General features: G+C 52.6%; 24 protein-coding genes and 1 pseudogene. 13 read left to right on the forward strand and 12 right to left on the reverse strand.

Annotated elements, in window-relative coordinates; genetic code table 11:
• Positions 1-15 precede the first annotated feature (15 nt).
• The 6 genes from H3L98_RS08030 to gltS all read right to left on the reverse strand — a co-directional run bounded on the left by H3L98_RS08030 (position 16) and on the right by gltS (position 5,525).
• Positions 16-573 (reverse strand): SMI1/KNR4 family protein, encoded by a 558-nt coding sequence (locus tag H3L98_RS08030; protein WP_220458626.1) that lies wholly within the window; start codon positions 571-573, stop codon positions 16-18.
• A gap of 30 nt (positions 574-603) precedes the next feature.
• The gene (locus H3L98_RS08035; RefSeq protein WP_182078429.1) at positions 604-1,185 is read right to left on the reverse strand and encodes an SMI1/KNR4 family protein; all 582 of its coding nucleotides are present in this window, start codon (positions 1,183-1,185) and stop codon (positions 604-606) included.
• Between the two features lie 4 nt (positions 1,186-1,189).
• Positions 1,190-2,155: a DUF58 domain-containing protein gene (locus tag H3L98_RS08040; RefSeq protein WP_246327803.1), complete on the reverse strand. Its 966-nt coding sequence runs from the start codon at positions 2,153-2,155 to the stop codon at positions 1,190-1,192.
• Entirely contained in the window at positions 2,118-3,023 is a 906-nt protein-coding gene (locus H3L98_RS08045) for an AAA family ATPase (protein ID WP_027021557.1), read from the reverse strand. Before H3L98_RS08045 ends, H3L98_RS08040 begins: the two co-directional genes overlap by 38 nt.
• 75 nt (positions 3,024-3,098) lie before the next feature.
• A complete protein-coding gene (locus tag H3L98_RS08050; protein WP_027021558.1) occupies positions 3,099-4,196 on the reverse strand; it encodes a lysozyme inhibitor LprI family protein in 1,098 nt (365 codons plus the stop codon).
• 72 nt (positions 4,197-4,268) lie between these two features.
• Positions 4,269-5,525 (reverse strand): sodium/glutamate symporter, encoded by a 1,257-nt coding sequence (gene gltS, locus H3L98_RS08055; RefSeq protein ID WP_027021559.1) that lies wholly within the window; start codon positions 5,523-5,525, stop codon positions 4,269-4,271.
• A gap of 157 nt (positions 5,526-5,682) precedes the next feature.
• On the opposite strand from gltS, the gene ribBA reads away from it, so the two are divergent.
• From ribBA to H3L98_RS08080, 5 genes and pseudogenes are all read left to right on the forward strand, one after another.
• A complete protein-coding gene (gene ribBA / locus H3L98_RS08060) occupies positions 5,683-6,768 on the forward strand; it encodes a bifunctional 3,4-dihydroxy-2-butanone-4-phosphate synthase/GTP cyclohydrolase II (protein WP_156932222.1) in 1,086 nt (361 codons plus the stop codon).
• A 50-nt stretch (positions 6,769-6,818) separates the two neighbouring features.
• Positions 6,819-7,592, forward strand: coding sequence for an inositol monophosphatase family protein (locus H3L98_RS08065; protein ID WP_027021561.1), 774 nt, complete (start codon positions 6,819-6,821; stop codon positions 7,590-7,592).
• Positions 7,593-7,700: 108 nt separating this feature from the next.
• Positions 7,701-8,567, forward strand: a complete 867-nt coding sequence (locus tag H3L98_RS08070) for a phosphoribosylaminoimidazolesuccinocarboxamide synthase (RefSeq protein WP_027021562.1) — start codon at positions 7,701-7,703, stop codon at positions 8,565-8,567.
• Between the two features lie 39 nt (positions 8,568-8,606).
• Positions 8,607-9,560: an asparaginase gene (locus H3L98_RS08075; RefSeq protein ID WP_027021563.1), complete on the forward strand. Its 954-nt coding sequence runs from the start codon at positions 8,607-8,609 to the stop codon at positions 9,558-9,560.
• Between the two features lie 170 nt (positions 9,561-9,730).
• Positions 9,731-10,485, forward strand: a pseudogene (locus tag H3L98_RS08080) (IS5 family transposase).
• Positions 10,486-10,595: 110 nt separating this feature from the next.
• Here the strand turns inward: H3L98_RS08080 and mutY are convergent.
• Positions 10,596-11,663, reverse strand: coding sequence for an A/G-specific adenine glycosylase (gene mutY, locus H3L98_RS08085; RefSeq protein WP_027021566.1), 1,068 nt, complete (start codon positions 11,661-11,663; stop codon positions 10,596-10,598).
• A 10-nt stretch (positions 11,664-11,673) separates the two neighbouring features.
• A complete protein-coding gene (gene fnr, locus H3L98_RS08090) occupies positions 11,674-12,438 on the reverse strand; it encodes a fumarate/nitrate reduction transcriptional regulator Fnr (protein ID WP_051531998.1) in 765 nt (254 codons plus the stop codon).
• A gap of 141 nt (positions 12,439-12,579) precedes the next feature.
• On the opposite strand from fnr, the gene hemN reads away from it, so the two are divergent.
• Positions 12,580-13,986 (forward strand): oxygen-independent coproporphyrinogen III oxidase, encoded by a 1,407-nt coding sequence (gene hemN, locus H3L98_RS08095; RefSeq protein ID WP_034333063.1) that lies wholly within the window; start codon positions 12,580-12,582, stop codon positions 13,984-13,986.
• A gap of 62 nt (positions 13,987-14,048) precedes the next feature.
• On the opposite strand, the gene H3L98_RS08100 is transcribed toward hemN, so the two are convergent.
• The 4 genes from H3L98_RS08100 to H3L98_RS08115 are packed head-to-tail and all read right to left on the reverse strand — an operon-like array spanning position 14,049 to position 17,835.
• A complete protein-coding gene (locus H3L98_RS08100) occupies positions 14,049-15,251 on the reverse strand; it encodes an LD-carboxypeptidase (RefSeq protein ID WP_084481875.1) in 1,203 nt (400 codons plus the stop codon).
• Positions 15,252-15,267: 16 nt separating this feature from the next.
• On the reverse strand, positions 15,268-15,681 hold the full coding sequence (locus H3L98_RS08105; protein ID WP_027021570.1) for an HIT family protein: 414 nt from the start codon (positions 15,679-15,681) through the stop codon (positions 15,268-15,270).
• 12 nt (positions 15,682-15,693) lie between these two features.
• Positions 15,694-16,563, reverse strand: a complete 870-nt coding sequence (gene lgt, locus H3L98_RS08110; RefSeq protein WP_027021571.1) for a prolipoprotein diacylglyceryl transferase — start codon at positions 16,561-16,563, stop codon at positions 15,694-15,696.
• Positions 16,564-16,578: 15 nt separating this feature from the next.
• Complete coding sequence (locus H3L98_RS08115; protein ID WP_027021572.1) at positions 16,579-17,835, reverse strand: D-alanyl-D-alanine carboxypeptidase family protein; 1,257 nt, start codon at positions 17,833-17,835, stop codon at positions 16,579-16,581.
• A gap of 418 nt (positions 17,836-18,253) precedes the next feature.
• On the opposite strand from H3L98_RS08115, the gene ilvA reads away from it, so the two are divergent.
• The 7 genes from ilvA to ispG all read left to right on the forward strand — a co-directional run bounded on the left by ilvA (position 18,254) and on the right by ispG (position 25,479).
• Positions 18,254-19,789: a threonine ammonia-lyase, biosynthetic gene (gene ilvA / locus H3L98_RS08120; protein WP_027021574.1), complete on the forward strand. Its 1,536-nt coding sequence runs from the start codon at positions 18,254-18,256 to the stop codon at positions 19,787-19,789.
• Positions 19,790-19,935: 146 nt separating this feature from the next.
• Positions 19,936-20,367, forward strand: a complete 432-nt coding sequence (gene ndk / locus H3L98_RS08125; RefSeq protein ID WP_027021575.1) for a nucleoside-diphosphate kinase — start codon at positions 19,936-19,938, stop codon at positions 20,365-20,367.
• Positions 20,368-20,578: 211 nt separating this feature from the next.
• Positions 20,579-21,361 (forward strand): ABC transporter substrate-binding protein, encoded by a 783-nt coding sequence (locus tag H3L98_RS08130; RefSeq protein WP_027021576.1) that lies wholly within the window; start codon positions 20,579-20,581, stop codon positions 21,359-21,361.
• A gap of 30 nt (positions 21,362-21,391) precedes the next feature.
• Positions 21,392-22,501: a dual-specificity RNA methyltransferase RlmN gene (gene rlmN, locus H3L98_RS08135; RefSeq protein WP_027021577.1), complete on the forward strand. Its 1,110-nt coding sequence runs from the start codon at positions 21,392-21,394 to the stop codon at positions 22,499-22,501.
• Positions 22,502-22,533: 32 nt separating this feature from the next.
• Positions 22,534-23,331, forward strand: a complete 798-nt coding sequence (gene pilW / locus H3L98_RS08140; RefSeq protein WP_027021578.1) for a type IV pilus biogenesis/stability protein PilW — start codon at positions 22,534-22,536, stop codon at positions 23,329-23,331.
• Positions 23,328-24,194, forward strand: coding sequence for a helix-turn-helix domain-containing protein (locus tag H3L98_RS08145; protein WP_051531999.1), 867 nt, complete (start codon positions 23,328-23,330; stop codon positions 24,192-24,194). Before pilW ends, H3L98_RS08145 begins: the two co-directional genes overlap by 4 nt.
• 22 nt (positions 24,195-24,216) lie before the next feature.
• Entirely contained in the window at positions 24,217-25,479 is a 1,263-nt protein-coding gene (gene ispG / locus H3L98_RS08150) for a flavodoxin-dependent (E)-4-hydroxy-3-methylbut-2-enyl-diphosphate synthase (protein ID WP_027021580.1), read from the forward strand.
• The last annotated feature ends 9 nt before the right edge of the window (positions 25,480-25,488 follow it).

The raw sequence follows: 25,488 nt of genomic DNA on the forward strand, positions 1-25,488 counted from the left end.
TTTAATAAAACGCCATTATAACAATCTGCCTGTTGTGAGGCTTTCAAAAACATGATTGTTTTCCCCAGTAATAGGACATATAGTAATTTGACGGTAATATTTTAAAAAATCAAATAATGTACCAAATTCTTTCACTTCATCGGTATCTGTATCCCATTCATAAATAATGTTATTCTTATTTTCAAGAAGCATAAAATATTGAAACCGATGTTCATTGATACCAGCAAGGACAAAATATTTCTTTTCCACTAGATTAATATTTCCCATTTTTTTAATAAATTCTTGGCAATCGGGGTCTTCTTGTATTTCCATGTTTGAAATATTAGAGAAATAATAAGTATCTATTGCATCTCTATATAGATAAACATCATCTCCGAATAATAACCCACCAGAACATTTACCCATTGTCATCAATAGTTCTTTAAATTGACCATGAACAGGAAAGTTATATTTTTGTTCAATCTGCTTAATTTCATCTTCGGTATAGCCCTGAATCAGTTCAGGACGTTCAATGAAATGATTTGCAGAATTTTTAATGCTTAATAGTATTTGAATTAAATTGTCCATTTTCATTATGCTGACTTGGTTGTTAATAAAACGCCACTATAACAATTTGCCTGTTGTTAATTCTTTAAAATCATTGTTTTCTTCCCCAGTAATTTGTGATGTGGTAATTTTTCGGTAATATTTTAAAAAATCAAATAATGTGCCAAATTCTTTTACTGTTTCTTCATTCTCATCCCATTCATAAACTATGTCATTACCATCTGATGCAAACATAAAATATTGAACAATATGTTCATTAATACCTGCAAATATAAAGAATCTTTTTTCAGTTAAATTAACATTACCAATGGACTGCATAAAATATTCATAGTCCTTATCGTGTTGTATACTATCTCTCACATAACCATCTAAATGATGGTTTGCATAGCCCTCTCGATATATGTATATATCATCACTTAACAAGAGACCACCAGAACATTTACCCATTGTCATCAATAGTTCTTTAAATTGACCATGAACAGGAAAGTTATATTTTTGTTCAATCTGCTTAATTTCATCTTCTGTATAGCCCCGAATCAATTCAGGGCGTTCAATAAAATGATTTGCAGGATTTTTAATGCTTAATAGCATTTGAATTAAGTTATTCATTGATTGCTTATGTTTGGTTAATTGAGCCACAATCCTACAGAAACGCCAAGGCATTCAAACATTTTTCGCGCTGACCGTTTTGCGGGGTAATAGCACCATCGGGCAGCTCCAGCGTGTAGGGTCTGCCTGCTTGTTCTGCCTGCAATACGCGGTAGGTCAGCCACGATGCCAGCTTGTCTTTGGGCGTGCCTGCGGGATAATCGCGGTAGGAAAAGGTTTCCTTATCGGCTTCGGGCTGCGGTGCTTCAAACACTTTATCCATTAATTCGCCTGTTTTGGCATAGCTTTTCCACGCCACATGCTGTAAAGATACGCCGTCAATATGTTGGCTTAAAAAGGCAATATCGTCGCCGTTGCCACCGCTGCGGACGGGGGCATCTTCGCTGGTGGCGGGGCGTTCTGCAGTAGGCACATCGTGCGCTAGGGGTGCGGGAAAAACGACGGCATCGGTTTGCCATTCGGCGTGCAAACGGATGTAAAACAAGCCGAAAGGGGCGGTACTGGCGATTTCCAGCAACAAAGGGGCGGGAAAGTGTCCGCGCCGCGACACGGCGATTGCCCACTGGGTTTCATAGGTTTCGCTGTGTACATCGGCACGTTGCCATTGCGCGGTTTCGCCTGCCCCTGCGCCGCGCCACCAAAATACGCGTGGGCGTTTGGCGGTGGAACGGGCGCGTAAACGCACGGCGGCGTGGTCGCCCGCAAACACTTCTTCTTGAAAATCTGCCGATAAGGTCAAACCCGACAATTGGCGCACCGTCATCAGCGCTGCCACGCCGATAAATCCCGCCAGCCAAAAACTGACCGCATACGCCACGTTTACTTGATAATTGGCTGCGCCCACCCACACTGCCGCGCACACCACCGCCAAACCCACACACAGCTTGGTCGGGCGCAAACGCAAATGGCGGCGCGATACCGCGCCTTCGGGGTGCAACAGCAAAACTTCGTGTGAATCGGCTTTAGACGGCAACATGGTCAAGCATCTCTGCCAAGGCATCGGCGGAATTTTGGCGGTGCAGGGTTTGTAAACGGTGGTTCGCGACCGATACCCACACGGCTTTTACGTCTTCGGGCAAAACAAAATTGCGCCCTTCCAGCAGCGACCATGCTTTGGCGGCTTTAATCACCGCCAAACCCGCACGCGGGCTTAATCCCAAGGCAAACACCCCCGGACGGCGCGTTGCCGATACCAAGCGGTACACATAAGCTGCCACGGCTTCGGAAACGGTTTGCGCGGCGGCTTGCTGCTGCCATTGCAACAAAATCTGCGGCGAGGCAACAGCTTGAATTTTAGGTAACAAACGGCGGCGGTCGCCCTGATGGTACAACTGTGTTTCGGCAGCTTGCACGGGATAACCCATGCTCAAACGCATCATAAAGCGGTCAAGCTGCGATTCGGGCAGGGGGAATGTGCCCAATTGTTCGCTGGGGTTTTGTGTCGCCACCACCAAAAACGGCTTGGGCAGGCGGTAGGTTTTGCCATCTACCGACACTTGCCCTTCTTCCATGGCTTCCAGCAGGGCAGATTGCACTTTGGGAGGGGCGCGGTTGATTTCGTCTGCCAGCACAAAGGGGGTAAACACGGGACCAGGGTGAAATTTAAACGCGGCATCGGCAGGCTGAAACACGTTTACGCCCAATAAATCAGCAGGCAACATATCGTTGGTAAACTGCACCCGCCGCAGCGGAATCCCCAACACGCCCGCCAATGCACTCGCCAAGGTGGTTTTGCCCACACCCGGTACGTCTTCCAGCAAAACGTGTCCGCCTGCCAGCACGCAGGCAATCAGTTGTTTCAACAGAGCCTGCTTACCCAAAATCACCGTATCCAACTGCTTGAATACGGGTTCAAAAGTCTTATTCATCAGTTTCTATTAAAAAAAGAAAAATAAAAATTTTGCAGACTTAACCCAAAGGCAAAGCCTGCAAAAGCGAATGGTTTAACGAATGCTGTATTCGTTTAACTCTTTGATGCGTTTCCGTGTTTCGCGGATATCGCATTGAATGTGCAAAAATTGGCTTTCCGATTCGTCTGCGCCTCTGGCGGCGGATTTGCGGCAGCTGCTGTTTTTGCGGTCTTCCCAAGCGCGTTGGTCTTCCATCAGGTTTTGCTGTACCTGCGGGTCAATATTGTGCCAAGCGTTTTTGATGTCGCGGTCGGCGTTTTCGTGGTCGGAACGGGCTTGCTGCAAGCGGCTTTCGCTGATGCGGCTGACGGGTTCTTCTTCGGCAACGGGCGGCGGCGGGGCGGTTTCAACGGGCGCGGCATCGTCAGACACACGCGGCGCGGCAGGCACGGCAGCAGGTGGCGGGGGTTGTAAGGTTTCCACTTCGTGCGGACGAATCACCGCTTGAACTTTCGGAAAATCCATATTACGCAAGGCGGCATCGCGGTTCACGGCTTTGCCGTTTACCATAATTATGTCTTTAACGCCATAAGACAACAGCGCAGCAGTCAGCACATTGCCCAACAAACTCAAATTACCGTCGCTGTAATTAACGGCAAAATGGCGGTTGTCGGGATTAACGCGGTAATCCAACTGCGCCATCACCGCTTGTCCGTCAAAACGCAGGTTGTTGTTGGCGGTGCGGTTTAAAATAATTTCAGCGGGACCAGCACTTTCCAAAATTGGCGCGTAACGCTCGGCGGTGTCCAGTACCGCTTGCGGAATAATCACGCTGATTTGCGCGGTACACAATTTGGAATCTGCCTGCACCGACTGCATACGCACCTGCAAACGGTCGGCAGCCGCCGTTACCTTATCGGCATCCACAAAACGGCGTTTGTCCTGTTCTGCCAAACGCTGCGCTTCGCGGCGCATGGTTTGACGCAGGTTGTCGCGGATATCGGGCAGCACCGCAGGATGGCGGCAGTCTGCCAGTTCGCGGACTTCTTTGGAAACGGCCGGTTCGCGGTCGGAATCGGCGGGGCAGGCACACAACAACAGCGCCGTACCCAAAAACGAAGCGGTTTTCGCTATCGTGCGCTTTGGCATCATCACGGGTTCCTGAATACTGAACAAACGTGTATCAATCATAACAAAAAATACGCGGAGCGTGCGGATTTTCCCGTTCACACCCCGCGTTTTCAGGCATCGGCACAACAGCCGTTATTTACCAAACATTTCCATAAACACACCGATTAAGGCAAAATTGACAAAATCGATAAAGAACGCGCCCACCAAAGGCACAATCAAAAACGCCTTGTGCGATGCGCCAAAAGTATTGGTAATAGACTGCATATTGGCAACCGCCGTAGGCGTTGCGCCCATACCGAAACCGCAATGTCCCGCTGCCAGCACCGCCGCATCGTAGTTTTTACCCATCACACGGAAAGTGACAAAATAGGCAAACAAAATCATTACCACCGTTTGCACCGCCAAAATTGCCGACATCGCACCCACCATGCCCGACAACTGCCACAGCTTCATGCTCATCAGCGCCATTGCCAAAAACAGGCTTAACGAAGCATTACCGAACACGTCAATGGCACGGTCAAACATATCAAATTTAAACACGGTGGTCAGCAGGTTGCGCAACACCACGCCAAAACCCAAAGCCCACACAAATTGTGGCAATTTTTTCAACACTTCATGTTCGGCAAACATGCCTTTCATCACTGCCGAAAATGCCAAACACGCGGCAAACAGTGCCATGGTTTCCACTGCCGATTCAGCGGTAATTAAGCGTTGATGGCGCGCGCTTTCAAAGGTTTGGTCGTCATAACGCCCCGGTGCATCGGCAGATGTGCTTTTAGCTGTGGTTTCCTGTACGGGTTTGCGCCCCATATTATTCACCAAACGACGTGCCACGGGTCCGCCAATCAAACCGCCCGCCACCAAACCGAATGTTGCCGACACAATCGCCATTTCCGATGCGCCGACAATGCCGTATTGTTTGGTAAGGATATCGCCGTAAGTCGCGCCCGTGCCGTGTCCGCCCACCAGCGTAATCGAGCCGGTAATCAAGCCCACCAGCGGGTCCAGTCCCAAGGCAGATGCCATGCCCACGCCCACAGCGTTTTGCACCACGATAAAGCCGCTTACCAGCGCCAAAAACACCAGCAAAGGCAAACCGCCTTGTTTCAAACGCGAAAAATCTGCCGACAAACCGATAGAAGCAAAGAAAATCAGCATAAAGGCGTCTTGCAGCGATTTTTCAATTTGAAATTCCAAGCCGAAAGCGGCGTGTAATACCGTTACCAGCAGCGCGGTCAGCAAACCGCCCGCCACAGGTTCGGGAATATTAAAATCGCGCAAAAACTTGATGCGCGATACCAAAAATTTACCCAACAGCAACACCAGCGTGGCGGCAATCAGGGTGTAATAACCGTTTAATACAATCGGTTCTACAGTGGTCGGATTCATAATCCTTACTCCGTTTCTGTTTTATCAATATAAAATAGGCGCATCATAAACTTTTATACGGTAAAAAGTCAAAATACACAGGCGCGGGCATTTGAAAGCCTACCGTCAAATGCCGTACAATCGCGCCCTGATATTCCACCTTGTCTCCCAATTTATTATGCATATTTCCCCCATTCCCGATATTCTTGCCGATATTGCCGCTGGCAAAATGGTGATTATTACCGATGCCGAAGACCGTGAAAACGAAGGCGATTTGGTGATGGCAGCGCAGTTTGTAACACCCGAAGCCATTAATTTTATGATTAAACACGCCCGTGGTTTGGTGTGTTTGCCGATGGAAAACGCGCTAATTGACAAACTGGGCCTGCCAATGATGACCCAACACAACGGCGCACAATACGGCACCAATTTTACCGTGTCGATTGAAGCGGCAGACGGCATCAGTACGGGCATTTCCGCCGCCGACCGTGCCCACACCATCCGCACCGCCGTCTCGCCTGCGGTTAAGCCCGAACACATTGTTCAACCAGGGCATATTTTCCCCTTACGCGCCCAAAAAGGCGGCGTGCTGGTACGCGCAGGACACACCGAAGCCGCTGTGGATTTGGCACAGATGGCGGGTTTGGCGGGCGCAGGCGTGATTTGCGAAATTTTAAATGATGACGGCACGATGGCGCGTATGCCCGAACTGATGCGTTTTGCCGAAACACATGGTTTAAAAATCGGCACGATTGCCGACCTGATTGAATACCGCAGCCGCACCGAAAGCCTGTTGGAAGAAATGGGCGACACCCGCATTGACACACCGTGGGGCGAATTCCGCCAGCATGTTTATGTGGATAAACTGAATGGCGATACCCATTTGGCATTGGTCAAAGGCGACCCCGTTCACGCCGAAGAAACGCTGGTGCGCGTTCACGAACCTTTTAGCGCGATGGATTTTTTGATGTCCGACCCCAGCCATTCTTGGCAGTTGCCCGCTGCTTTGGAACGGATTCAGGAAGCCGAATGCGGGGTGTTGATTTTATTGCACCGCACCGAAGACGGCAGCGCACTGCTGGAACGCACTTTGCCGAAAAACAGCTTTCAAATCAAAAAGTGGGACAAAAAAACCTATGGCATCGGCGCACAAATTTTAGCGGGTTTGCAAGTGAAAAAAATGCGCGTGATGGGCAAAACCTCTTCATTAAACGGATTGACGGGCTTTGGCTTGGAAATTGCGGGTTTTGAAGAGCCTGCCTGAATCGCGTATAATCCCGCCCCTTTGCGTCTGACCCGTTCCGAAAGCCCGCCATGAGCCAACTTCACAGCCCCGCCCTCAATACCGCGTTTAAAGCCGCCCGCCGTGCGGGTGACAACACCTTACGCGCCGCCAACAACCTGCTGGAATTCAAACCCGACAGCAAAGCCTTTAACGACTTTGCCGCCGAAATCCGCAGCCACGCCGCCCACACCATTACCGAAATCCTGTGCGAAGCCTATCCCGACCACCGCATCATCAGTGCCGACAACGGCGGCGAACTGACGGGCAAAGGTCACGAATGGCTGATTGCCCCGCTGGAAGGCGAAAGCGACTACCTGCACGGCAGCGCCCATTATGCCGTTGCCATCGCCCTGCGTCACAAAGGTATCTTGCAAGATGCGCTGGTGTTTTCCCCCGAACGCAACGAGCTTTACACCGCTTCACGCGGCAAAGGCGCGTGGCTGAACGGACGGCGTTTGCGCGTGTCTGCCCGCATTGAAGCCACCAACGCACTGGTGGCAGCAGGTTTTGACCGCGAAAACGACAGCCTGTTAAACGGTTTGTCGGCGCGTACCGCCGGTGTGCGTTGCGAAGGCGCAGCGGTATTGGATTTCTGCGCCGTGGCTGCGGGTCGCCGCGATGGTTTGGTGCGTTTTAAGCTGCACCCCTGCCAAGCCGCTGCGGGTGCGTTGCTGGTGCAGGAAGCAGGCGGCATTGTGACAGATGCCGAAGGCAACGAACATTGGTTGGATAAAGGCGAAGCATTTGCTGCCAATCCAAAAATTCTCGCCCAGCTGCTGCACATCGCCGCCCAACACGCTTAAATCCCGCGCCCGAATCCTGTTCGGGCGTTTTTTACGGGCGCAAACCCGCTTCAAAGCCGCTCTTATTCGCGGTAAAATAATTTTTTGACTCTGCCGCAAGGAAGCACCATGACCACCATCAGCCTGCCCAAACTCTATTCTGGCAAAGTGCGCGATTTATACGAAATTGACGAACACACCATGCTGATTGTCGCCAGCGACCGTTTGTCTGCTTTTGACGTAATTCTGCCCGCGCCCATTGTTGGCAAAGGCGAAATCCTGACTCAAATTTCCAATTTCTGGTTTGACAAACTGGCACACATCATGCCCAACCACTTTACCGGACAAAGCGTGTACGACGTGTTGCCCGAAGCCGAAGCCCGCGCCATCGAAAAACGCGCCGTGGTTGCCAAACGCCTCACGCCCGTGAAAATTGAAGCGGTGGTGCGCGGTTATTTGGCGGGCAGCGGTTGGAAAGAATACCGCCAACACGGCACAGTGTGCGGCATTGCCTTACCTGCCAATCTGCGCGAAGCCGACAAACTGCCCGAACCGCTGTTTACCCCCTCTACCAAAGCCGAAGCAGGCGAACACGATGAAAACATTGATTTTGCCCAAGCCTGCGCCATTGTCGGTACAGAGCTGGCAGAGCAGGTGCGCGACAAATCGCTACAGCTTTACCGCGAAGCCGCTGCCTACGCAGCCCAACGCGGCATTATTATCTGCGATACCAAATTTGAATTTGGTGTGGACGAAAATGGCACATTAACGCTGATGGACGAAGTGCTGACCCCCGATTCCAGCCGTTTTTGGTCGGTAAACAGCTATCAGGCAGGCACGAATCCGCCGTCGTTTGACAAACAGTTTGTGCGCGACTGGCTGGAACAAAGCGGTTGGAACAAACAGCCCCCCGCCCCCACCGTTCCCCAAGACGTGATTGACAAAACCTTGGCAAAATACCGCGAAGCGTTTGCCATCCTGACAGCGGCAGACTGACCCTATTTGTAATTCAAATAAAAACAAGGAATCCAAACCGTGAAAAACATTTTTGTGCTTTACACAGGCGGCAGCATCGGCATGACCCAAAGCCCAGACGGGCTGAAACCCGACACCGCCATCGTCCACACCGCCCTACAGCCCTATCAGCAGCAAATCCATTTTCACTGGCACATCTGCAACCCCCTGATTGACAGTTCCGCCGTATCGCCGCAGCACTGGGCAGAATGGCTGACGATACTGGAAAACGCCCTGCCCGATTATGACGGCGTACTGGTGCTGCACGGCACCGACACACTCGCCTATACCGCCAACGTCCTTGCCCTCAGCTTGGACACCCAAGGCAAACCCGTGGTACTCACAGGCGCACAAATCCCGTTTGGTACGGACGGCAGCGATGCCCCCTGCAATTTGGAAACCGCCGTTTCTGCCCTGCTGCGCGATGATGTACACGAAGTGTTGCTGGCGTTTAACGGCAAACTCTTCCCCGCTGTAGGCAGCAGCAAAACCAGCACCGTCCGTTCTGACGGCTTTGCCAACCCGCATTTTGGCGAATGGTCGCCCGAACGCCCCGCACCTGCCTTTAATCACCTGCCGCGCCGTTTGGATTCGGGTCAGCGCGTGGCCGCCCTGCTGCTTACCCCCGGCATCGGCATCAAAGCCGCCGCCCACACCCTGCGCACCTTTCCGCTCAATGGCGCGGTGCTGATGAGTTACGGACACGGCAATTCCCCCGCCGATATTGATTTATTGGACGCGATTCACCAGTTTACTTCGCAAAACCCCAGCCGTTTGGTGTTAAACATCAGCCAAGTGCCTGAAGGTCAAGCAGCAGCCGTGTACGCGCAAGGCAGCCGTTTACGCGCATCGGGCGCGATTAACGGTGGTTATTGCAATGTGGAAACCGCCACCGCCCTACTGCGTTTGGCATCGGGCAACGGCTGGCTCGCCGCCGATTTGCAGGAGGAACTGCAACGTTTGAAACTGATTTAAATTCAGATGATATGGCACAGGCGGTAATCCGATATTCAGATTGCCGCCTATTTTTTGCCTAGAGAATGGAGTTCAAACGATTTTTTTCGCCTCAAGCTGCTCCCTCCCCCGCCAAAGTGGGGGAGGGCTAGGGTGTGTCATCATTTAATATTCGCCTATAATCTCAAGTCATGAATACGAACAGAAGATATGCGCTGACAGACAGCCAATGGGAACGGATAAAAGACCTGCTGCCGGGCAGGGCAGGCTGTGTCGGTGTTACGGCAAAAAACAACAGGTTGTTTGTGGATGCGGTATTGTACAGATACCGTGCGGGAATATCGTGGCGGGATTTGCCCGAACGCTTCGGAGATTTCCGTGTCGTGCATCTGCGCCATATGCGTTGGAGTAAAAGCGGCGTATGGGAAAAAGTGCTTGAGGTACTGAGCCAAGATGCGGATAACGAATATGCCATGATTGATTCCACCATCATACGCGCTCACCAACACAGTTCAGGTGCGGAAAAAGGGGGCGGTGCATCGGGCGCAGCAGGGGCGGATTGAGTACCAAGATACATGTATTGGCAGACGGGTCGGGCAGACCGTTGCGGATTGTTTTGACGGCAGGGCAGTATTCGGATTTAGATGGGGCAGACAGGCTGCTGCCCCATTTGAAAGCCAAGGTTTTGATTGCGGATAAAGGCTATGATGCACACGCGAGGGTGGTCAAACCCTTGCTTGATTCGGGCAGACAGGTTGTGATTCCGAGTTTGTGTAACCGCAGGCAACGGCGGGAGTACGACAGGTTTTTGTACCGCAGGCGGCATTTGATTGAGAATTTCTTTGCCCGTTTGAAACAATACCGTGCGCTTGCGACCCGTTATGACAAAACGGCAGCAGCTTTTTTTGGGGGAATTTGTTTGGCTGCTGCCGTTTCTTTGGATTAAATGATGACACGCCCTAGGGTGGGGGAATGCTTGATTCATAGCACATTCCCCCACCCCAACTCTCCCCCGTTTGCACGGGGGAGGGAGTATCTATTTAATTTGTAGCAACTCTAACCAAATAAATCCGCCTGCCGCACCGCCTCGCCCAAATAACGCATCAATGGCTTGGGCAAAGCATAATCCCTTAAATCCTGCGGATTGACCCACACCCCGTCTGCCCAAGACAAAGCCGAATCATCAGGCAAATCTGCTGCAAACGGCTGAACCTGCAACAAACGGTGGGTTAAACGGTGGCTAAACGGCGTATCTGTCCGCACAGCCCCTGCCACGCCCGCATTTTCCGCAAAACGGTGCATCTCGTCTGCCGAATCAAAACAAGGCAAGCAATACAAACCCGCCCAAATGCCCCGCTGCGGGCGTTTGTGCAGCAGGATTTTCCCCTGCGCGTTACGCAGTTGCAACCAAAACAGCGGCATTTCCGCAACGGCAGCGGCGGTTTTTCTACGCGGCAGTTCGGCGGTGCGGTTTTGCGCTTTGGCTTGGCAGATGTCCGCCATCGGGCAAACCGCACAATCGGGACGGCTGCGTTTGCACACGGTCGCACCCAAATCCATCAAACCCTGCGTGTAAGCAGGCATGTCGTCTGCCCGCGCAGGCAACAGATTTTCTGCCACCGCCCACAATTGTTTTTCAAAGGCTTTATCGGCAGGATTGCCGTCCAAAGCAAAAACGCGACAGAGTACGCGCTTCACATTGCCGTCTAAAATGGTTTCGCGCTGGCGGAAAGCAAATGCCGCAATCGCCGCAGCCGTGCTGCGCCCCACCCCGCACAATTGTTCCAATTGGCTGCGCTGTTGCGGAAACCCGCCGTTAAAATCGCTGATGATTTGTTGTGCGGCTTTGTGCAAATTGCGGGCACGGCTGTAATAGCCCAATCCCGCCCACAACGCCAGCACCGCATCTTGTTCCGCCGCCGCCAACGCCGCCACATCGGGAAACGCCGCCACAAAACGCGGATAATAATCGCGCACAGTCGCCACTTGCGTTTGCTGCAACATGATTTCCGACAGCCACACGCGGTAAGGGTCAGACACCTGCCACGGCAAATCGTGGCGGCCGTGCTGTTTCTGCCAAGTAATCAGGCGTTGTGAAAAATCTTGAGAATGTTGAGACGACATCGGCACAGTCTCACACACGGCGGGACGGACAATCGCCGCAGCCGCTGCTGGGTTTTTCCTGCTGCCCCGACACCATATCCTGCAAACGCTGCGGTTGTAACAAGCGAATGTGTTTGTGTTCCACCGCAATCAGCCCGTCTTGATTAAAACGCGACAAAGTACGGCTTACCGTTTCCAGCTTTAAGCCCAAATAACTGCCGATTTCCTCACGCGACATCCGCAAAATAAAATCATTGGCAGCAAAACCGCGCAGGTGCAGCCGCTGCGACAAATTCAGCAAAAACGCCGCCAAACGCTCTTCTGCGCGCATATTCCCCAACAGCAGCATCACATTTTGGTCGCGTATCAGCTCGCGGCTCATCAGGCGCAACACATGGGTATGCAGCTGCGGCAGCCGCTGCCCCAGTTCTTCCAAGCAGCCAAACGGCAATTCGCACACTTCGCCGTCTTCCAACGCCACCGCATCGCAAGTGTGTCGGGACGCATAAATCCCGTCCATGCCCATCAGCTCGCCCGACATAAAAAAGCCCGTCACTTGGTCGCGCCCGTCGTGCGTGCCTACCGAAGTTTTAAAAAAGCCCGTACGCACCGCATACAGCGATAAAAATTTCTCGCCCGCGTGAAACAGGTATTCGCCTTTTTTCAAACGGCGGCTTTGGCGCATCATATCATCTACCTGTCGGAACTCGTCGGGACTTAATCCCGCAGGCAGGCACAGTTCGCGCAGGGAACAATGCGCACATTCGGTTTTGGGTTGGCATAGGGATTTGGACATAACAGACCGTAGGAAGCGTGTGTGTATGAGCATTTGACATCATTGCAAAACACAAATTTTGCAATTGACATAAATCAAAGCAGCGTTATATAAATAAACCTATTCTAACAAAATTTGCCCTAGAACAAAACACGAACCACCATGCCGACCATTGCCATTACCCCTGCCCCGCGCATTGATTTTGACCGCAAACTGATTGCTTCACTGCCCGCCAGCGGACCACGCTACACATCCTACCCCACCGCCGACCGTTTTCATCAGGGTTTTGGCGAAAGCCAATACCGTGACACCCTGCACCACACGCTTGCCGCCCACCCTAGCAAACCCGTTTCGCTGTATATCCACATTCCCTTTTGCACCACCATCTGTTACTACTGCGGCTGCAACAAAATCATCACCAAAGACAAAAGCCGCGCCGATGCCTATTTGGATTATTTGGAACGCGAATTTGCCCTGCTCGCCCCCCATTTGGGCGGCGCACACCCCTTGGCACAACTGCACTTTGGCGGCGGCACGCCCACCTTTTTAAGCGATGAACAGCTTGAGCGCGTATTCGACATGATACGCCGCCACTTTACCCTGATGCCCGAAGGCGAATATTCTATTGAAATTGACCCGCGCAAAGTCAGCCGCGAAAGCGTCCACCGTTTGGGCAAGCTAGGCTTTAACCGCATGAGTGTCGGCATTCAGGATTTTGACCCCAAAGTACAAAAAGCCGTCAACCGCATTCAAAGTTTGGACGAAACCCGCAACGTGATTGAAGCTGCGCGTGAAGCAGGGTTTAAATCCGTCAGCGTGGATTTGATTTACGGACTGCCCCACCAAAGCACCGACAGCATCAAACCCACCCTCGACACCGTTTTATCGCTGAACCCCGACCGTCTCGCCCTTTACCACTACGCCCACCTGCCCCATGTGTTCAAACCGCAGCGGCGCATTGATACCGCCGTTGTACCGTCCAGCGAAGAAAAACTGGATATTTTGCAATACGCCGTGCAGCTGCTGGACGAACGCGGCTATGTCTTTATCGGCATGGACCACTTTGCCAAACCCGAAGACGAACTTGCCCTTGCCCTGCGCGAAGGACGTTTGCAACGCAATTTCCAAGGCTATTCCACCCACGCCGATTGCGATTTGGTGGCAGTGGGTGTTTCGTCCATTGGCAAAGTGGGCGATACCTACAGCCAAAACGAAAAAGATTTGGCGCAATATTACGCCGCGATAGACGAAGGACGTTTGCCCGTATTGCGCGGTTACGCCTTAAACAGCGACGACGTCCTGCGCCGTCGCCTGATTCAAGATTTAATGTGCCGTTTCGCGCTGGATTTTGCCGATTACGAAAACGAAGCAGGCACAAGTTTTGCCGACTATTTCGCCGCCGAACTAAAAGATTTGCGCGGATTGGCACAATCGGGCTTGCTGGATTTGCACGACACAGGATTGACCGTGAGCGCCAAAGGACGTTTTTTAATCCGCAATATCGCTATGGTATTTGACTACCATTTGCGCCACCGCGAAACCGCCGCCAAGTATTCGCAAACCGTTTAATCCCACAATCAAAAATGCCATTCCGCAATCATCGGGAATGGCATTGTTTTTATGATAGTTGATTAAAATTCGCTTTCACCCCATTCATTGCCTGTTTCCAAGCCCACAGGTGGCGGGCGCAGGGCTTCCAGATTCAGGGCATTGGGATTCAAGGTGGGATAGCCGCTAAAGCTAATCTGATAACCGCCGCCTATGCCTTGCAAACGGGCGTGTGCGCCCAAGGGGAAAGTGGTTTTGTTGGCGATATGCCCAAACGGAAAACCCGTATAAACAGGAATCCCCGCCGCACGGGAAACGGTTTGCGCCACGGCGGTCAGGTTGTAGCTGCTGTCGTAGGTGTCGCGGATATTGCCCATGCGGAAATCGCCCAACACAATGGCTTGCTGTTTTTTCAATATGCCCGACAATAACAGGGTATAGAGCATGCGTTCTATGCGGTAGGGCTGCTCGGATACGTCTTCCAAAAACAAAATCCCGCCTTTTACGTCAGGAAGATAAGGGCTTCCCGCCAAAGATGCCAATACGCTTAAATTACCGCCCCACAATGTGCCTTCCATATTACGTACGGGACTGCTTTGAAAGGCAGAAACGGTAACAGTGGTATGGGTGGATGTGGTGGTTTGGATAAAGCTGTCCATGGTGTAGGGCGAAGGCACGGCTTTGGCAAACTCGCTGTAAAGCATGGGACCGGCAAAGCTGGGCATACCGTGTGCCAGCAAGGCGGTTTGAATGGCAGTTACATCGCTGAATCCAAACAATAAGGTTTGTTTGTCGCGCATTTTGGCGGCAAGGCTTGCCCAATCAATATGCGGCAGCAGCCGCGCTGCGCCGTAACCGCCGCGTACGCCCATCAGCACTTTGGGAACGGGGGCGCGTCCGTTGGCAACATTTTGTAAATCGGCAATGCGCTCGGCATCGCTGCCCGCAAAACGTTGAAAACGGCGGTAAGCGGCTTGGTGGTTGCTGACGGCAAATCCTGCTTGAAACAAGCGGTTTAAGCCTGTTTCCAAGCGGGATGAGTCTTCGGCATAGCCCGAACTGGCAAACAGGCGCAAACTGTTGTCAAAGCCATTACTCACTTGCGGCGGGGTTTTAACGGACGAGGTAGGTTTTTTACCACTGCCTGCGGGGGGGAAATTGGGCTGCTGCGGGCGCGGTTGAACAGTAACGGTTTTACCGCCGCTGCCACACGCTGCCAACAGGCTGCTGCCCGCGGCTGCCGCTGCACCTTGCAACAGGCGGCGGCGCGAAAAAAGCATGTTCATCATGATTCCTTTATTGTTATGTTTCAGAATGATTTAATAGAGCGGCAACCTGTTGCGCCCAGTTGTCAGGCGGAAGCGTGCCGTGGGTGCGTACTGCTTGCGCCCACACAGGCGCGGGGAAACAGGCATCATCGGCAAAACGCGCAATAATATGCCAATGCAGATGCGGTACGACATTACCCAAACTCGCCAAATTGATTTTGGTAGGGTGCAATACCTGCCGCATCGCCGTTTCCACACGAAACACCGCATCCATCAGCGTGGCACGGTCGGCGGGTGGCAAATCGGACATTTCGGCAATGTGTTCACGCCAAATCACGCGGCAAAACGCAGGCGCATTGGCTTCATCGTGTACCGCAATCACGCGCAACTGCGGCGTTTCCCACAAAACTTCTTCGCCTACAGGACAGCACAAAGGACAATCCGACATGATTTTATCCCATTATTTAGACAGGTTTTTTGGCTTGTCCGCATACATGCCCGACAACACAAACATCAACACACCCAACACCATCATCGGCACACTCAGCCACTGCCCCATCGACAAACCCGCACCCAACAAGCCCAAATGGGCATCGGGCTGGCGGGCGAATTCGGCGATAAAACGGAACACGCCGTAGCCCGCCAAAAACAGCGCCGACACCTGCCCCGCCGCACGCGGTTTTTTAGAAAACCACCACAGCAGCACAAACAGGCACAGCCCTTCCAAAGCAAATTGATACAGTTGTGACGGGTGGCGCGGCAGCATACCGAATTGCGCGTACCAAGCCGCATATTGGGAATTGGCAGCGGCGAGTGCTTGGTCGGCGTAGGCAGCTTGCGGAAAACCCGTTGCCCAAAAACGCGACGGGTCAGTTACGCGCCCCCACAGTTCGCCGTTGATAAAATTGCCGATGCGCCCCGATGCCAAGCCCAAAGGCACTAAAGGCGCAACAAAATCCAATAATTTCAAAAACGGAATACGGTGTTTGCGCGCATACAGCAAAATCGCCAGCACCACGCCCAAAAATCCGCCGTGAAACGACATACCGCCTTCCCAAATTTTTAAGATGGACAAAGGGTCTGCCAAATACGCATCGCGCTGATAAAACAGCACATAGCCCAAACGTCCGCCCAAAATCACGCCCGCCACGCCCCAAGTCAGCAAATCGTCCAGCTGCGTGGCATTTAACGGCGCTACGCCTTGGCGGATGCGTTTGCGCCCCAACCACACAAACAACACAAAACCAACAATATAGCTCAAGGCATACCAACGGATTGCCAAAGGTCCCAACGCCACGGCAACAGGGTCAAACTGCGGATGAATAAACATGATGTTACTTTCTGTTTAATCTGAAAAAATATCGCGGAACCACAGCATGATGCCGTCCCACAACCTGCCGAAAAAGCCTGCTTCCGACACATCGTTTAAGGCGACCACTTTCTTTTCTGCCAATACCTTATCGCCGTCCATAAATTTCAGCGTACCCATTTCGCTGCCTTTGCGGATGGGGGCGAGTACGGGCTGGCGGGTTTCCAATACCGGTTTGATGCGTTCGGCGTTTTGGTGCGGTAGGGTAATGTAAATATTGTCGAGAAAACCCACAGCCAGTTCTTTTTCCGCGCCTTTATACACTTTTACCCGTGCCACGCTCTGCCCTGCTTGATACATTTGCGGGGTATCAAAGTTTTGCAGGGCATAGTTCAGCAGTTTGCTGCTTTCGGTGGCGCGTGCTTCTTCGCTGGACGTACCCACCACCACCGATACCACCCTGCGCCCGTTGCGTTTGCTGGAAGCAATCAGGTTGTAACCTGCGCTGGCGGTATGCCCTGTTTTCAAACCGTCCACACTGGGGTCGCGGTAAAGCAGCAGATTGCGGTTGGGCTGGGTAATGCTGTTGTAAGTAAAGGTTTTAATACCGTAAATCGGGTAATACTGCGGATAATCGCGGATAATGGCGGCGGTTAGCGTCATCAAATCCTGCACGGTGGTCAGGTGGGATTTGCCCGGTAAACCCGTGCTGTTTTCAAAGTGGGTGTGCATCATGCCCAAGCGTTTGGCTTCGGCGTTCATTTGTTTGGCAAATTCTTCTTCGCTACCGCCCAAGGCTTCTGCCAGCGTAATCGCGGCATCGTTGCCCGACTGAACAATCAGCCCTTTAATCAAATCACTCACGCTCACGGGCTTTTTGATTTCCAAAAACATGCGCGAGCCTTCTGCTTTCCACGCTTTTTCGGATACTTTCAGCATTTGTTCGGGTTGCAGCTTGCCGCTTTCCAAAGCTTTGAACGTTAAATATGCCGTCATCAGCTTGGTGAGTGAAGCGGGTTCAATGGGTTGGTCGGCATTTTTGGACAGCAATACTTGATTGCTGTGCAAGTCTTTAACCAAATAGGCGGCAGCAGCAATTTCGGGGGGCGAATCCACGTCAATTTTCAGTGATGCAGACGGTGCGGCGGGGGCAGAAGCGGCGGCAGGCGCAGACGCAGCAGAAGCCTGCACAGCCGAAGTCGCTTGCGGGGCAGAGGCATCTTTTTTATTGTCGGCAGACGCGGGCAACACCAGCAAGGTGCTTACGCCCAGCAGCAAAAGGGGAAACTTCATCAAAATTCCTTTTTGGTTTAAAACCCCGCCATTGAGGTGATGGCGGCAGGACGGCTGCCTGCGGGAATACACCCGCATGGTGCAGTTATCATGATTCCGAGGGTGGCATGGCGCAAGGTCATCAGGCTAACACCTTGTTACCGATACAGTAATTTCCATCCAAACACCCTCGTTGCCCGCCAAAAGGCAAGCCAGTTAGCCGCCGATTATAACCCGACAACCCGCCGTTTCCCAATTTTCGGGGCGGGTGCTGTTGTTTTTCGCGCAACAAACGCCACAGCCGCGCAGGGCTTGCATTCCCCACGCACAGCCGTTAAGGTAACGGCTTTTTTAGCGTTTTCCTGTCAAGTTGCTTGACTTTGGCAGAAAAACCATCGTTTTACCGTCTTATCCGCCACGCTCAACAAAAGGTACACCCATGACCGCCAAGCCCTTTCCCCATGCCGACTACCTAACCCGCATCGCCACCGCCGCCGTGTATGACGTGGCACGCGAAACCCCGCTCACCCGCGCCGCCAACCTGTCGCGGCGGCTGGACACCCCCGTGTTTTTAAAACGCGAAGACCTGCAACCCGTGTTTTCCTTTAAGATTCGCGGCGCGTACAACAAAATGGCAAAACTGCCCGAACACGCCCTTGCCAAAGGCGTGATTGCCGCCAGCGCGGGCAACCATGCTCAAGGCGTTGCCCTGTCGGCACAAAAACTGGGCTGTCGCGCCACCATTGTGATGCCCGAAACCACCCCGCAAATCAAAATTGATGCCGTACGCGCCTTGGGTGCGGAAGTGGTGTTGCACGGCGTATCCTATAACGATGCTTACGACCACGCCATGCAACTGCTTGCCCAAAGCGGACAAACCTATATCCCCCCGTTTGACGACCCCGATGTGATTGCAGGACAAGGCACGGTAGGCATGGAAATCGTGCGCCAGCACGCCAAACCCATTGATGCCGTGTTTGTTGCCATTGGCGGCGGCGGACTGGCAGCGGGCGTGGCAGCGTGTATCAAACAAATCCGTCCCGAAATCCAAGTATTCGGCGTACAAACCGAAGATTCCTGCGCCATGAAGCAATCCATTGAAGCAGGATATCCCGTTACCCTGCCCGATGTCGGATTGTTTGCCGACGGCACCGCCGTGAAGCGCGTGGGCGACGAAACCTTCCGCCTGTGCCGCGACCTGTTGGACGGCATCATTACCGTGGATACCGATACCGTGTGCGGCGCACTCAAAGATATTTTTGACGACACCCGCAGCATTTGCGAACCCTCGGGCGCACTGGCGTTGGCGGGTTTGAAAAAATACCTTGCCGAAGGGCGCGGCAACGGCAACAGCGTGATTGCCGTCACCAGCGGCGCCAACATGAATTTCCACCGTTTACGCCACGTTTCCGAACGCAGCGAACTGGGCGAAGGCAACGAAGCCATTTTTGCCGTTGCCATTCCCGAACGCCCCGGCAGCTTCCGCCACTTTATTGATATTCTCGGTTCGCGCAACATCACCGAATTCAACTACCGTTACGGCGACGACGACACCGCGCATATTTTTGTCGGCATTCAAACCGCCAGCAGCGGCGACAACGCCCGCATCAGTGCCGAACTGACTGCCGCAGGGTTGGACAACACCGATTTGAGCGACAACGAAATGGCAAAAGTCCACCTGCGCTATATGGTGGGCGGACGCACCCACAAAGTCGCCCACGAGCGCGTGATTAGCTTTGAGTTCCCCGAACGCCCTGGTGCATTGGCGCGTTTTCTCAACCACATGCACGAGCAATGGAACATCAGCCTGTTTCATTACCGCAACCACGGTGCCGATTACGGGCGCATTTTGGTGGGCATTGACGTGCCGCCGTGCGACAATCACGCTTTTGAAAGCTTTTTGCAGCGTTTGGGTTATACCTACGAAGAACAAACCGACAACATCGCCTACCGCCTGTTTTTGGGACAGGGCTGATGCGCCGCCGCACACCTGTTTAAACCGCTTAAAACTTGCTAAAATACCCGCCGTTTTCCGCTTTCACGGCAAACGCGGGCAAAACGCCCGTTTTTTACCCACTGCGGCAGTTTTGCTGCCGTCTTTGTAATTTGTAAGGAATCCAAATGGCCATTGAACGCACCATTTCCATCATCAAACCCGATGCCGTAGGCAAAAACGTTATCGGTAAAATTTACAGCCGTTTTGAAGAGCAAGGTTTGAAAATCGTTGCCGCCAAAATGAAGCACCTGTCGCGCAGCGAAGCCGAAGGCTTTTACGCCGTACACAAAGAGCGTCCTTTTTTCAATGATTTGGTTAGCTTTATGATGAGCGGTCCTGTGATGATTCAGGTATTGGAAGGCGAAAACGCCGTTGCCAAAAACCGCGAAATTATGGGCGCAACCAATCCCAAAGACGCCGCAGCTGGCACGATTCGCGCCGATTTTGCCGAATCGATTGACGAAAACGCCGTACACGGTTCCGACAGCTTGGAAAACGCCGCCATTGAAATCGCCTATTTCTTTGCCGCTACCGAGCTTTGCCCGCGCACCCGCTAAACGCCCGACCGCTGCGCCGCTGGTTGCCAAGCGGCGCAGCGGCGCATATTGACATTGCATCTGCCCCCGTAATATTTATTTCAACACACAGGACTGCACATCAAGCACAGCCCGATGTGTCGCCCCGATTCGGACGGGGTAACACCCCCGCCCGAACAAAAACTGATTTTACCGCCGTAAACGGCAGGGTTTCAAACCGAAAAGGAATAAGATGAACAAATGGATAGCGGTACTGTTGTGCAGCACCCTGCTGGCAGCTTGCGGCGACAAGAAAAAAACAGCACAAGCCGCCCCCGCCGATATCACACCCAGCTACCGCGTTGCCACCGAAATGCTTAATATCCCGCTGGTGATACGCAACGGACAAGACATCAGCGGCTTTGAATTGGAGCTTTTACAAGCCATTGCCGAAAAACAAAACATCAAATTAACGTTTGAGCTGCACGGCTGGCAGGGCATTTTTGATACTTTGAACAATAATCAAGCCGATATTGTGGCAGGCGCAGTAACCCATTCCAAAGAACGCGCCGAGCGCATGGATATGACCGAACCGCATTTTGAATACGAATTTGCCATGCTTGCCAACAAAGACGCCGCAGGCGCACGTCATTTCAGCGATTTACGCGGCAAAAACGTCGCCTTGAAAAAAGATTCCATTGCCGAAACCCTGATTCCCATGTTTAACAGCGCGGGTGATGCCAATATCGTGCGCACCACCACCACTTGGGAAGCCGTAAAAGACGTGCTGACAGAACAATCCGCCGCCGCAGTCGGCAGCAGCGCGGTCATGTACCACTACGCCAAAGAATACCGGTCCCGACACCCCGATTTATTTGTATTAACCGATGCCTCACTGCCGAAAAAACATTATGTGTTTGCCGTAAAAAAAGGCAATACCCAACTGCTGAAAATACTGAACGACGGTTTGATTAAAGTCCGTCAAGACGGCACTTACGATGCCCTATACAGAAAATATTGGCCTCAAGCGCAATAAGCCCCTACCCAACCGAAACGCCCTGTTTTTATGAAAACCAACCTGCTGAATTACAACCTGCCCGCCCTAACCGAACATTTTGCCCAAATGGGCGAAAAACCTTTCCGCGCCCGCCAAGTGATGCGCTGGATACACCAAGGCGGCGCGGAAAACTTTGACCAAATGACCGATTTGGCAAAGTCCCTGCGCACCAAATTGAACGGCTGCGCCACCGTGGGCATTCCCGCGCTGATGGCAGCGCAGGAATCCAAAGACGGCACGCGCAAATGGCTGTTGGATGTGGGTACGGGCAACGGCGTGGAAACCGTGTTTATCCCCGAAGCCGAACGCGGCACGCTGTGTATTTCCTCGCAGGTGGGTTGCGCTTTGGAATGTACGTTTTGTTCCACCGGACGGCAAGGCTTTAACCGCAACCTGTCCGCCGCCGAAATCATCGGACAATTATGGTGGGCAAACAAAGCCTTGGGCGTTACCCCCAAAAACGAACGTGTGATTTCCAATGTGGTGATGATGGGCATGGGCGAACCTTTGGCGAATTACGACAATGTTGTCACCGCCTTATCCATTATGTTGGACGACCACGGCTACGGTTTGAGCCGCCGCCGTGTTACCGTTTCCACTTCGGGCATGGTGCCGCAAATGGACAGATTAAAAGAAGATATGCCCGTGGCATTGGCGGTGTCGTTGCATGCATCCAACGATGCCGTGCGCGATGAAATCGTGCCGCTGAACAAAAAATATCCGCTCAAAACCCTGATGGCAGCCTGCAACCGCTATTTGGAAAAAGCCCCACGCGATTTTGTTACCTTTGAATATGTGATGTTGGACGGTGTAAACGACCGTTTGCAACACGCCCGCGAGCTGGTGGATTTGGTCAAAGACACCCCGTGCAAATTTAACCTGATTCCGTTTAACCCTTTCCCCAATTCGGGTTATCAGCGTTCCAAACGCGAACAAATCCACGCTTTCCGCGATATTTTGGCGGAAGCAGGTTTGGTAACCACCGTGCGTAAAACACGCGGTGATGATATTGACGCTGCCTGCGGGCAATTGGCAGGACAAGTACAAGATAGAACCAAACGTCAGGCAAAATGGCAGCAGATTTATCAGGATAACGGCACAGCACGTCCGAATGCCTGAACATACCGCCACCCCACACAAGGAAAATAATAATGAAAAAACCATTGTTCAGCTTAACGCTTGCCCTGTGCCTATTGGGTACGGCAGGCTGTGTTACCGAAGGTTCAGGCGCGAACCTGACTAAATTCAAACCCTTGTCGGGTAAGGAACGTACCGCCGAAGCCGCGCGTATCAAAACCCAGCTTGCCATTGAATACATGAACACGGGCGACTACCGTTCCGCCACCGCCACCATTGAAGAAGCCTTGAAAAACGACCGCAAATACGATATGGCATGGCTGACCCGCGCCCAGATTTTCCAATTTTTAAAAGTATATGAAAAAGCAGAAGCCAGCTTTAAAGAAGCCCTAAAAATCAGCCCCGCAGGTGCGGAAATCAACAATAACTACGGTTGGTTTTTGTGCAGTATCCGCAACAACCCTTTGGAAGCCCTGCCGCATTTTGACAAAGCCCTTGCCGACCCCACCTATCCCGCGCCCGAAGTCGCCAATTTAAACAAAGGCATTTGCAACGCCAAATTGCACAAATACGATGAAGCCGACCGTTTTTTTGAACGGGCGCTCAACATCAACCCCAATTTTGTTGCCGTGTTCAAAGAACGCGCCAGAGTGATGTTGGCACGCGACAACATCAAAGAAGCAGACCACTTTTTCAGGCAATACCAAAAACGTGTGGATATACTGAATGCCGATGATTTGCTGCTGGGCTGGCGCATTGCCCGTGCTGAAGAAGACATGCAAAAATCCTATGAATACGAAGCCACCCTGCGCGAACATTATCCCTATTCCGACGAACTGAACACCATTACCCGAGGAAATCCGGAACCATGAACCATCTGCACACCCCCCACCTGTCGCCCGCAGGCGTGGAAGCCACCGCCGAATTGGGCAGCCGTCTGCGCGGCTTGCGCGAACAAAAAAACCTGACTGTAGGCGATGTTGCCGAACGCCTGAAACTGCCCGTGCGCCAAATTGAAGCCTTGGAAAACGGCTTGTACGACAGCCTGCCCGAACCGATTTATATTCGCGGTTTTCTGCTCAGCTATGGGCGTTTTTTGGACATGGACGAAAACGAACTTACCCGCAGCCTGAACCTCATTGCTCCACCCAACCTGTACCGCCGCGATGCCGCCGCTTCGGGCTTAAATTACGCCAACACCAAAATCAATAAAGGTTTTCCCAAATGGATTTTTGCGCTATTGTTGCTGGCAGGCATTGGCGCAGGCGTGTATTTGTGGCAGGAAAAATCCAATAGCGAAAACGAAAAACAAGAAAGCGTGTCCACCATTCCCACCGACACCGATGACAATTCCGCCGAAAACCTGAACGCTGCCAATGTGATGGTTAAACCCATGCAGGCGGAAACCGCTTCCGCCGCTTTGGTTCCGCCAGAAGCCTCTGCTGCTGCCGAAAATGCCCCTGCTTCCGCACAGGGCGAGTTGCTGATTACCAACCGCTACCGCACCATGCTTACCGTTACCGATTCTCAAGGCAAAGAACTGATTAACAAAATTGTGCCTGCCAATGGCGAATACCGTTTTAAAGAAGGTGCGCCTTTCCAAGTGAAAATGGGCTATGCTACAGGTGCAACCGCCGAATTTAATGGCGAAAAAATTGATTTAAGCACCAAACGCACCGACGGCAAATCGGTGGCGTTTACCGCAGGCGAAGCACAGGCTTCAGCGGCAAAATAAGCAACACACAAGGAATTGCGCCATGCAGTACACCCGCCGCCGCACGCGCCAAGTGCAGATTGACCATGTAACCGTTGGTTCGGACGCACCCGTGGTCGTCCAGTCCATGACCAACACCGACACCGCCGATGCCGCCGCCACCGCGCAGCAGGTTAAAGAATTAAGCGATGCCGGTTCGGAACTGGTACGCATTACCGTAAACAGCCCCGAAGCCGCGGCACAAGTGGCGAAAATCCGCCGCCGTTTGGACGATATGGGCTGCAATACGCCCTTGGTCGGCGATTTTCATTTTAACGGCGAACGCCTGCTGGCAGAGTTTCCCGACTGCGCCAAAGCCTTGTCCAAATACCGCATCAATCCGGGCAATGTCGGCAAGGGCGCGAAAGGCGATGAAAAATTTGCCTATATGATTCGCACCGCAGCCGAACACGGTAAAGCCGTCCGCATCGGTGTCAACTGGGGCTCACTTGACCAAAGCCTTGCCAAACGCATGATGGACGCGAACTTGGCTTCCGCCAATCCCAAAAGCCCCGAAGCAGTGATGAAAGAAGCCCTGATTGTGTCCGCTTTGGAATCGGCACAAAAAGCGGTGGATTTGGGGCTGCCTGAAGACAAAATTATTTTGTCTTGCAAAGTCAGCGCAGTACAGGATTTGATTGAAGTGTACCGCGATTTGGGCGCACGTTGCGATTATCCGCTGCATTTGGGTTTGACTGAAGCGGGCATGGGCAGCAAGGGCATTGTTGCTTCCACCGCCGCGCTGTCGGTGCTGCTGCAACAAGGCATCGGCGACACCATCCGCATTTCGCTCACGCCCGAACCGGGCAGTCCGCGCACACAGGAAGTCGTTGTTGCCCAAGAAATTTTACAAACCATGGGCTTGCGCTCGTTTACGCCAATGGTCACTGCCTGCCCTGGTTGCGGGCGCACCACCAGCACCGTGTTTCAGGAATTGGCGCGGGATATTCAGCAGTATTTGCGCGAGCAGATGGCAGTTTGGCGCATTCAGTATCCGGGCGTGGAAAGCCTGAATGTGGCGGTAATGGGCTGTGTGGTCAACGGTCCGGGCGAAAGCAAACTTGCCGACATCGGCATCAGCCTGCCGGGGACGGGCGAAACCCCTGTTGCCCCCGTGTATGTGGACGGCGAGCGCAAAGTTACGCTGAAAGGCAACAATATGGCGGCGGAATTTTTAGCCATTGTGCAGCAGTATGTTGAAGAAAACTACGGCGAAGGCGGTAAAAAACGTGCCTCAAACCGCGTGATTCCCATACACGCCACCTAAAAAAAGGAA

The sequence above is a fragment of the Conchiformibius steedae genome, assembly GCF_014054725.1.
GTDB lineage: Bacteria > Pseudomonadota > Gammaproteobacteria > Burkholderiales > Neisseriaceae > Conchiformibius > Conchiformibius steedae.